The sequence below is a fragment of the Desulfomarina sp. genome (assembly GCF_054039375.1).
Window position 1 is genome coordinate 1 of sequence record NZ_JBPLBA010000050.1, and the last position, 9,642, is coordinate 9,642.

Annotated in this window: 9 protein-coding genes; 2 read left to right on the forward strand and 7 right to left on the reverse strand. The window is 50.6% G+C overall.

Features of this window, described 5'->3' with window-relative positions; genetic code table 11:
* The coding region (locus tag ACXLDX_RS02755) for a hypothetical protein (protein ID WP_457575664.1) at positions 1-210 on the forward strand (210 nt) is incomplete at its 5' end.
* Between the two features lie 9 nt (positions 211-219).
* Here ACXLDX_RS02755 and ACXLDX_RS02760 read toward each other — a convergent pair.
* The 7 genes from ACXLDX_RS02760 to ACXLDX_RS02790 form a co-directional block, all read right to left on the reverse strand.
* Entirely contained in the window at positions 220-1,113 is an 894-nt protein-coding gene (locus ACXLDX_RS02760) for a selenium metabolism-associated LysR family transcriptional regulator (protein WP_457575671.1), read from the reverse strand.
* A gap of 69 nt (positions 1,114-1,182) precedes the next feature.
* A complete protein-coding gene (gene cysK, locus ACXLDX_RS02765) occupies positions 1,183-2,100 on the reverse strand; it encodes a cysteine synthase A (protein ID WP_457575665.1) in 918 nt (305 codons plus the stop codon).
* A gap of 89 nt (positions 2,101-2,189) precedes the next feature.
* Positions 2,190-3,164: a serine O-acetyltransferase gene (locus tag ACXLDX_RS02770; RefSeq protein WP_457575666.1), complete on the reverse strand. Its 975-nt coding sequence runs from the start codon at positions 3,162-3,164 to the stop codon at positions 2,190-2,192.
* Positions 3,165-3,166: 2 nt separating this feature from the next.
* A complete protein-coding gene (gene metW, locus ACXLDX_RS02775; RefSeq protein ID WP_457575667.1) occupies positions 3,167-3,793 on the reverse strand; it encodes a methionine biosynthesis protein MetW in 627 nt (208 codons plus the stop codon).
* A complete protein-coding gene (gene metX / locus ACXLDX_RS02780; protein WP_457575672.1) occupies positions 3,780-4,916 on the reverse strand; it encodes a homoserine O-acetyltransferase MetX in 1,137 nt (378 codons plus the stop codon). The genes metW and metX overlap by 14 nt, the downstream gene beginning before the upstream one ends.
* A 22-nt stretch (positions 4,917-4,938) precedes the next feature.
* Complete coding sequence (locus ACXLDX_RS02785) at positions 4,939-6,204, reverse strand: O-acetylhomoserine aminocarboxypropyltransferase/cysteine synthase family protein (protein WP_457575668.1); 1,266 nt, start codon at positions 6,202-6,204, stop codon at positions 4,939-4,941.
* Entirely contained in the window at positions 6,201-6,824 is a 624-nt protein-coding gene (locus ACXLDX_RS02790) for a tetratricopeptide repeat protein (protein WP_457575669.1), read from the reverse strand. The genes ACXLDX_RS02785 and ACXLDX_RS02790 overlap by 4 nt, the downstream gene beginning before the upstream one ends.
* 323 nt (positions 6,825-7,147) lie before the next feature.
* Between ACXLDX_RS02790 and ACXLDX_RS02795 the strand changes: the two genes are divergently transcribed.
* The coding region (locus ACXLDX_RS02795; protein WP_457575670.1) for a glycogen/starch/alpha-glucan phosphorylase at positions 7,148-9,642 on the forward strand (2,495 nt) is incomplete at its 3' end.

Here is a 9,642-nt window from a genome sequence, read left to right on the forward strand (position 1 = left end):
GCCGCCGGATACGGTGTGTTGAGCTATCATTTTGTGCTGTTTGATAAGACTTTTAAAATTATTAAAAAAACAGGTGTCCGTTATGAGAATACCTTCGTTGATGCCAGGGGGGCAAAAAAACTGAAACTTGCCCTGGAACCTGATCTCATTGCAGCCGGGATCAACGATGTGATAACCCAGGTGGACGGTAAACTGAAAGAAAAGAGGTGAAAAAAGAAGTCAGTCAGTAGCGTCGGGGTTTATGATCGTCTGCAGGAAAATGTTGTAGTGGTGGGGCAGGGTGCGTTTATTTGAGAGTACAATATAAAAGGCTCTTTTTGTGTTGAGATCGGGGATGCTGATGGTTTTAATGCATCCTCTCTTCAGTTCATCCCGTATGGCATAACGGGAAATGAAAGAAAGGCCCAGGTCGGCTTTGACCGCTTCCTTGACCGCGGTGCTGGATCCCAGGGTGGCGCTGGTGTTGAGATCGCCGGTGGTCAGGTGAGACTGTTCCAGAATGGATTCGATAGTGCGCCGTGTACCGGAACCGCGTTCTCTCATAATAAAGGGGTGACTGCAGAGTTCTTCGGGTGAAATTGTCTCGGGGACAGGGTTCTTTTCGGCGGCTATCAGGACGAGTTCATCCTCCGTCAACACGTGATACTGGAGGGATTTTGCCTTCAATTTTGCCCCGACGATGCCTATCAGCAGATCATTGTCCAGGATACTCTGAACAACCGCGGCCGAATCACTTATCCTGATTTCGAAGGATATTTCCGGATATCTGTTTTTAAATGCAGCGGCCAGCCGTGGGAGGATATACGCCCCGGGTATGGTCGAGGCACCGAGCAGCAGTCTGCCGGAAACGGTTTTCCCGACTGACATGATTTCTTCTTCAAGGCGGGTGAGATCTTCCAGGATAGTGAGCGCCCGCGGGTAGAGCATTTCGGCTTCCGCCGTGGGCAGAATGGATCTGCCCAGTCGGTCAAAGAGCCTGCAGCCAAGCCGTTCCTCCAGGTTGCGGATATGCTCGCTGATTGTCGGCTGGCTGGTGAACAGTTCTTCTGCCGCCCTGGTGAAACTTCTGTGCTTATAAACTGTCGCAAATATTTTGAGTTGCCTGGTATCGATGACTTCAGCCTCTGTGTTTAAGCCGCTGTGAACAGTATATTTTTAGCTTCTGCTGCTCTCTTTCCGTCGTTATCCGGTAATCAGAGGAGTGCTGAGGTACCTCTCCCCCGTATCGGGAAGGATGATGACAATATTTTTACCTTTGTTTTCCGGCCGGCCGGCCACTTTCAGTCCAGCCCATCCCGCTGCACCACTTGAGATTCCGCAGAGGACACCTTCACTGGTTGCCAGCTTTCTGGCAGTGGTGAAAGCGTCATTATTACTGACCTGTATAACCTCGTCAATGATTTTCGTATTGAGAACGGCTGGAATAAAACCGGCCCCAATGCCTTGAATCTTATGGGGGCCGGGTTTTCCTCCCGACAGGACCGGTGAGTCCTCCGGTTCAACGGCGACGGTCAGCAGGTTTGGATTCTTCTTTTTCAGTACTTCGGATACACCGGTAATGGTCCCGCCTGTGCCGACCCCCGCGATAAAGATATCAATGTTCCCTTCACTGTCACGCCAGATCTCCTCCGCCGTTGTCTGCCTGTGAATCTCGGGGTTTGCCGGGTTGGCGAACTGGTCAGGCATAAAGCTGTCTTCTGTTTTTTCCAGGAGCTGTTCAGCGGCAGCTATGGCCCCTTTCATACCGTCTGCGGCCGGAGTGAGAACCAGTTTTGCTCCCAGGTGGGTAAGAAGTTTTCTCCGTTCAATGCTCATGCTTTCGGGCATGGTAAGAATAAGTTTCAGATTTTTTGCCGCGCAGACAAAGGCCAGACCCAGGCCGGTATTGCCGCTGGTGGGTTCTATGATTGTTGTATTTTTCGAAATCCGGCCATTTTTTTCTGCAGCCTCGATCATGGATACGGCAATACGGCACTTAACACTCCCCATCGGGTTTCTTGATTCCTGTTTACCGAGGATGTTTGCACCTGTACCGGCGGAGAAATTGGTAAGGGCGAGAAGGGGAGTATTCCCGAAACTGGCAGTCAATTGTATGGTCATGGCTGTAACCTCTTGTATTTATGAAGATGTGAGCAATTACAGTTCAGAGGTAATAAAATCATATAATTGTTACCCCTGTGAGTAGTTACTCATGATTCGGAATAAATCAGTTCAGGCCGTTTCAGCAGTACCTTTGTGTTGGTGGCCACACTTTCAGTCAGCCAGATATTACCACCGATAACAGACCCCTCTCCGATTACTGTTTTTCCACCAAGGATCGTTGTATTTGCGTAAATAATAACATTGTCTTCAATTGTAGGATGACGCTTCATATTACGCATTTTTTCTCCAGCATCCCGAGGCAGGGAAAGGGCGCCCAGGGTAACACCCTGGTAGATTCGCACATTTCTGCCGATAACCGTTGTTTCCCCAATAACAACACCGGTACCATGATCAATGAAAAAACCGGGACCAATGGTTGCGCCCGGATGGATATCGATACCTGTGACACTGTGAGCGTATTCTGTCATGATCCGTGGAATGACCGGAATATCCAGCAGATAGAATTCATGGGCAATGCGGAAAATCAGAGTCGCAAGCAGGCCGGGGTAGCAGAAAATGACCTCATCCGGACTGCTGGTGGCCGGGTCTCCATCCAGGGCTGCCCGGATATCCGTTGCAAGAATGGCCGCGATTCCAGGCAGAGACTCAATAAATGCAAGTCCCTTGCGATGACTCTGTTCATCGCAGTTGGTGCAGGGCAGGTTATTCCGTCTGCAGTCATGGCGGATGGCCATGGTAATCTGTTCCACAACCTTGTCATAGAGGTCGGTGGTCTGCTTGCCGATATAATATTCCAGGTTCGCGGCGTGCAGTTTTGTCCGGGTGAAATAGCCGGGAAAGAGTATTCTCCTGGCCTGCAGGACAATCTCGACGATTTTTTCCTGGGAGGGGATGGACACGGGACTGATATGATCATAACAGTCCTTGGTGGACCATGAGGTGAGCAGTTTTTTCACCACATCGGGTACCTTGTCGTGTCTGCCACTGTTCGCGGCCAGGACATGATCGCACTGGGGGGTGGGAAAGACTGTGTCGTGGAGAGGTTTCAACTGTTGTGACATGATTATTCACCGTATTGTTTTTCAATCACAAAAATACCATAGGTGGCCCGAAGATCAGTTAAAAACCGGACAATATGGCCCTTCTGGTCCTGTGGATTGGTGTTGATGGCTATTTCCCTTGCAATGGTATAGCCCACGTCCCTGGAGAATTTCCTGAAATCCTTGAGTGTGATGACCCTGATATTGGGAGAATCGTACCAGGAGTAAGGGAGTTGGTCGCTTTTCGGGGCAATGCCTTTGAAGAAGAGCTGGGCCCGGATGGAATAATGGCTGAAATTGGGAAAGCTGACGATGACTTTGCCTCCTATGCGGGCCAGGGAATGGAGCAGTCTTGCCGGTTCAAAAACCTGCTGCAGGGTCTGGCTGAGGATGACATAATCAAAACTGCAGTCCGGATAATCATCCACCTCTTCATTGAGGTCGCCCTGGAGGACACTGAGACCGCGGGCGATGCAGCGGGCGGCCCGCTTTTCGTTCTGTTCAATCCCTGTTCCGCGGATGTTCTTGTTTTTTTCCAGCCAGGCCAGCAGATCCCCGTTGCCGCAGCCGAGGTCAAGCACCTTGCTCCCGGGTCTGATGATGGAGCCGATGATCTGCAGGTCAAAACGGATATTTTCAGTCAACCCCATCGAGGAATCCTCCTATCAGACGTGCAAGTCTTTCGTCGGGAATGAGAAAGGCATCGTGACCGCAGTCTGCCTCAATTTCACAAAAACTCACATCCTGGCCGGTGCGTTTCAGGGTCCTGACCAGTTCTTTTGCCTGGTAGGTGGGATAGAGCCAGTCGGAGGTATATGATATAACAAGATATTTAATCGCCTCACGGGTTCTGTCATTGGCAGGTCCCGAGTGATTCATCCTGTCGACAACATCGAAGTAATCCGCCGCCTTGGTGATATAAAGCAGGGAATTGGCGTCAAACCTGGCCACGAATTTGTTGCCCTGGTGGCGCAGGTAGCTTTCCACCTGAAAGTCCACGTCAAAGCCGAAAGAAAAGGTCTTCTTGTTCTGGAGGCGCCTGCCGAATTTGCGCCTCATGGCCTCATCGGAGAGGTAGGTAACATGGCCGATCATTCGGGCAACGGCCAGACCCATGTCCGGTTTTTTCCCTGTATCATAATAGTTACCGTTATTCCAGTTCGGGTCCGCCATGATTGACTGCCTGGCTATCTCGTTAAAAGCGATGGCCAGGGCTGAATGACGCATGGTGGTGGCGATGGGGACGGCGGCCCGCACCATTTCCGGATAGCGTACAGACCATTCCAGGACCTGCATACCACCCACGGAACCGCCGATAACCGCGTGAAGCCGCCTGATGCCAAGATGGTCAAGGAGGGCTTTCTGACTCTCCACCATGTCACCGATGGTGACCAGGGGGAAATGAAGTCTGTAGGGCTTTCCCGTCTCCGGGGAAGGGGAACCGGGGCCGGTGGATCCCATACAGCTCCCCAGGATATTGGCACAGATAACAAAATATTTCCTGGTGTCAATAGTCTTGCCCGGCCCGACCATGAACTCCCACCAGCCGGGCCTGACCTGTTTTTCCTCCTCACCTTTTTTCAGGTTTTCTGTGACATGGGAATCACCGGAAAAGGCGTGGGCCAGGAGAATGGCGTTATCTTTTTTTTCTGTAAGATTGCCCCATGTTTCATAGGCCACGGTTACCGGCCCCAGTTTCGCCCCGCTTTCCAGGATCATTTTTCCGGGTGGAAAAGCATAGGTATAAAACTGCCTGTCTTCTCTTGCTTCCATTATGCCGTTTTTTCGTAATTGCTCACAGGGCCTGCTCAATGTCTGCCGTAATATCATCAATATGCTCAATACCGATGGAGAGGCGGACCATTGATTCATCGATTCCACCCATTTTCAGCTGGTCGGACGAAAGCTGGGAATGGGTAGTTGATGCTGGATGAATAGCCAGGGTTTTGGCGTCACCCACGTTGGCCAGGTGAGAAATGAGCTGCAGGGAGTCGATAAATTTCCTGCCCGCTTCAAGGCCGCCTTTTATGCCGAAAACCACCATGCCGCCGAAACCGTTTTTCAGGTATTTAGTGGCAAGTTCATGGGATGGTGTTCCCGGTAGACCGGGATAGCGGACCCATTCCACTTTGGGATGATTGTCTAAAAATGTCGCTGTCTTCAGGGCGTTTTCAGAGTGTCGCTCCATTCTCAGGCTGAGGGTTTCCATGCCCTGCAGAAAGGCCCAGCAGTTGTCGGGCGAGATGCAGGCGCCAAGATTTCTTAAGGGAACCAGGCGCATCCGCAGGGCAAAGGCCACAGGGTTGAGATCGCCCAGATCACGACTGTAGCGCAGACCATGATAAGATTCATCCGGTTCGTTGAACAGGGTGAATTTAGGGTCTGTCCAATCGAATTTTCCGCCATCTATGACGATACCGCCGATGGAGGTGCCGTGGCCCCCTATCCACTTGGTGAGAGAGTGAATGATAATATCAGCGCCATGGTCCAGGGGACGCAGGAGACAGGGTGGGGTAAAGGTGGAATCGACAATCAGGGGGAGATGAAACTCTCCGGCAATTGCAGCCAATGCTTCCAGGTCAACCATGTTCAGAGCCGGGTTCCCGAGGGTTTCGCAATAGATTGCCCTGGTTTTGTCATTGATGGCTTTTCTGAAATTGTCTGGGCTGGATGGGTCAACCATGCGTACGGTAATGCCGAATTTTGGAAGAATCGAATCAAACTGGGAATAGGTACCGCCATAAAGAGTATTGGCGGAGACCACCTCATTCCCCTGCTCACAGATGTTGATGAGTGTATAATAAATGGCTGCCGTACCGGAAGACAGGGCCAGGGCTGCGGCTCCGCCTTCCAGGGCAGCCATACGCTGTTCAAGAATGTCCTGGGTGGGGTTTCCGAGGCGGGTATAGATGTTTCCAGGTTCTTTTAAGGCAAAGAGATTGGCTGCGTGTTCACTGTTTTTGAACAGGTAGGCGCTTGTTCTGTAAATGGGGACAGCACGGGAAAGGGTCTGTTCGTCAACTGTCTGTCCTGCGTGGATGGCTTGAGTTTCAAATCTCATTTTTTCTTATCTCCCGGTTTTTCGGCGTTCTGCGCCTTAATCTGTTTCACAATGTCCCGAACAAAATCGCCGTTGGCAGCCCTTGCCTCCGGGTTGATCCTGAGCAGGTCCTGCCAGCTTGAAAAGGCCTTTTCCGGATCATTCAGGTCATACATATAGACAATACCCATGTTGAACCGTGACTGTTCATGGGTGCTGTTGATCTGGATAGCCTTTTTAAAGGAGGCAATGGCCTTTTCCGGCTCTTTGTTTCTTCTGTACATGACACCAAGGTCGGTCAATAGATTGGCGTCTGCCTCGTGCAGTTCCATGGATTTTGTATAAGCTCCGATAGCTTTTTCCGGAAGATCATGATCATAATAGAGATTGCCGAGTTGCCGCCAGGCCTGGTAGTCATCAGGATTGGCGGTTACTTCCGCCTCCATGTTGAGGATGGCCTGATGGGTTTCGTTATCCTGGTTGTTCCGACTGTCCGCAACAGCGGCTGTATGTCTGCCGGTTCCGCTTGTCTTGTAAACTGTAAACCCGACACCGGTCAGAAAACCGAGGATAAATATCACAAGATAAGTAATGGCTGAGGATTTTTTTGGTTTTTGGTTCTCTGTTTTTTTTGCTCCCATGCATGTCTCCGGAAATTGCTTTGTTTTGCCTGTTAAAATGAATCTTTTGTAAAAACATGCAGTGTAAATACTACATTGTGGTGCTTGCTTCAACAAAAAAGCGGTTTAGTGTGGAAACAGGCTACCTGGAGTATCTGTCCTTGTGATAAAATAAAAATCTGATTAGGTATAAAACTCAGTCTGCAATTTGTGAGTCTCAAATTCGGCTGAATTTCATTGGTGATCAGTTACAAAAATATGTCTGTCCTATTCGTTTGTCCAGACGATTAAACCGCAGACAACAGAATAATTGAATTTTGAGAATTCCCCCGGGAGGAGAGAAAATGAAAGTACTGGAGAAAGTCAGATCACGAACTGGGCTTGAAGAGACCGGTACGCCGGATAATTATTTTTCCACAACCGTACAGGCGATCAAGGAAAACATCATTCACCACCTGATGAGTTTCCAGGGGCGTGATCCTGAGCGGTCCGGGGCACGGGATGTCTACAAGGCTCTTGCCTATACCATGCGTGACATCATGGTGGAAAAATGGATTTCCACCCAGAAGACTTTCTATGCCAAGCAGAAAAAACGGGTGTATTATCTCTCCCTTGAATTTCTGATCGGTCGGAGTCTTGGTAACAGTATGACCAATCTTGGCATCCTTGATGCTGCCGAAAAAGCGGTGGAGGAGCTGGGATTTGATATGGATGAGATCAGGGACCAGGAGGAAGACGCAGCCCTGGGGAACGGTGGACTCGGTCGCCTTGCCGCCTGCTTTATGGATTCCATCGCCACCCTGAAGATTCCGGCCTACGGTTACGGGATCCGCTACGAATACGGTCTGTTTTTCCAGCAACTCGTGGACGGCTACCAGGTGGAGGGACCTGATAACTGGCTGTTTGATGGGACACCCTGGGAGTTTGAACGCTCCCTGCCCCTTTTTAACGTGCAGTTTTTCGGCAATGTTACCGGCTATGTGGATGAGAAAGGTAATTATCGGGCCAAATGGGTGAATACAAAGGATGTGAAGGCCCGGGCCTCGGACATCATGGTGCCCGGTTATCGCAATGATCATGTCATCAATATGCGCCTCTGGTCGGCCCAGTCGTCCAGGGAACTTGACCTGACCGATTTCAGCAAAGGGGACTACATCGGCGCGGTAGAATCCAAAGTCAGCTCGGAGACAATTTCAAAGGTTCTCTATCCGCCGGATCATAATTACGCCGGTCAGGAGCTGCGGCTGAAACAGCAGTATTTCTTCGTTGCCGCCACCTTCCAGGACATCATGCGGCGCTATAAAAAGAAACACGACAGTTTCGACCAGTTCACCGACCGGGTGGCAGTCCAGCTCAACGATACCCATCCGGCCATTGCCATTCCGGAGCTGATGCGCATTCTGCTAGATCTTGAGGGGCTAGGCTGGGAGGAGGCGTGGCATATCTGCGTCAATACCTTTGCCTATACCAATCATACCCTTATGCCGGAGGCCCTGGAACGCTGGAGTGTGGAGATGATGGGCCGGGTACTCCCCCGTCACCTGCAGATCATTTACGAGATTAACCAGCGTTTTCTTGACGAACTGGCGCAGAAATATCCAGGCAATGTGAGAAAACTGCGGGACCTGTCCATTATCGAGGAGGGGCCGGTGAAGATGGTGCGCATGGCTCACCTGGCAATCATCGGCAGCCATTCGGTAAACGGGGTTGCCGAACTCCATTCAAAGCTCTTAAAAGAGAGGATTTTTCCAGATTTCCATGAATTTTTTCCGGGACGGTTCAATTCGAAGACAAACGGCATTACTCCCCGGCGCTGGCTGCTCGATGTCAACCCGGAACTGGCCGATCTTATCAGTGGACGGATCGGCTTTGGCTGGATTACTGATCTTGATCAGCTCCGTGGCCTTGAAGCCTTCGTGGAAGACGCAGAGTTTCGCCTGCGGTGGCAGAGAATCAAATTAAACAATAAAAAGAAGCTGGCGGATTATATCAGGAAAACAGTCGGGGTGACCGTCAGTCCGGATACCATGTTTGATATCCAGGTCAAACGGATCCATGAATACAAGCGACAGCTTTTAAATGCTCTTCACCTGATCTATCTCTACCATCGTATTGTTCGTGGGGAGGCCGATGACATGGTACCGAGAACAGCAGTCTTTGCCGGTAAGGCTGCGCCTTCGTACTGGCGGGCAAAGCTGATCATCAAGCTGATCACCTCCATTGGTGACGTGGTCAATAATGATCCCAGGGTGAAAGACCGGCTGAAGGTGGTTTTCCTGCCCAATTACAACGTGTCCCAGGCCGAAATCATAATGGTGGCGGCGGATCTCTCAGAGCAGATTTCCACGGCCGGAACAGAGGCATCCGGAACCGGTAATATGAAGTTCTCCCTCAACGGTGCCCTGACCATCGGCACCCTTGATGGCGCCAATATAGAAATCAGGGAAGAGGTGGGGGAAGAAAATATTTTTATCTTTGGCATGACGGCGGAGGAGGCGGAGTATGAACGGAAAAACGCTTCCAGAACGCCCTGGCAGATCTGCAGGAAGAACAGGGAAATTGGTGCTATCATTGAGTCGATAGGTGACGGTTCTTTCAGTAACGGGGATAAAACTCTCTTTAAACCACTGGTCGACAGCCTGATGGATAAACACGATCCTTATCTGCTTCTCCTTGATCTCGAATCGTATATCAGCTGCCAGAAACGGGTTAACAGGGCCTTTCTCGACCAGGAAAACTGGACAAAAACCGCCATCCTCAATGTGGCACGCATGGGGAAATTCTCCACTGATCGCACAATAAAGGAATACGCGGAGGAGATCTGGGGTATTCCGGTGGA

Excerpts from the sequence above, each read along its gene's own strand:
- cysK (WP_457575665.1), bottom strand. The coding sequence starts at position 2,100 with ATGACCATACAATTGACTGCCAGTTTCGGGAATACTCCCCTTCTCGCC.
- ACXLDX_RS02770 (WP_457575666.1), bottom strand. The coding sequence starts at position 3,164 with ATGTCACAACAGTTGAAACCTCTCCACGACACAGTCTTTCCCACCCCC.
- metW (WP_457575667.1), bottom strand. The coding sequence starts at position 3,793 with ATGGGGTTGACTGAAAATATCCGTTTTGACCTGCAGATCATCGGCTCC.
- metX (WP_457575672.1), bottom strand. The coding sequence starts at position 4,916 with ATGGAAGCAAGAGAAGACAGGCAGTTTTATACCTATGCTTTTCCACCC.
- ACXLDX_RS02785 (WP_457575668.1), bottom strand. The coding sequence starts at position 6,204 with ATGAGATTTGAAACTCAAGCCATCCACGCAGGACAGACAGTTGACGAA.
- ACXLDX_RS02790 (WP_457575669.1), bottom strand. The coding sequence starts at position 6,824 with ATGGGAGCAAAAAAAACAGAGAACCAAAAACCAAAAAAATCCTCAGCC.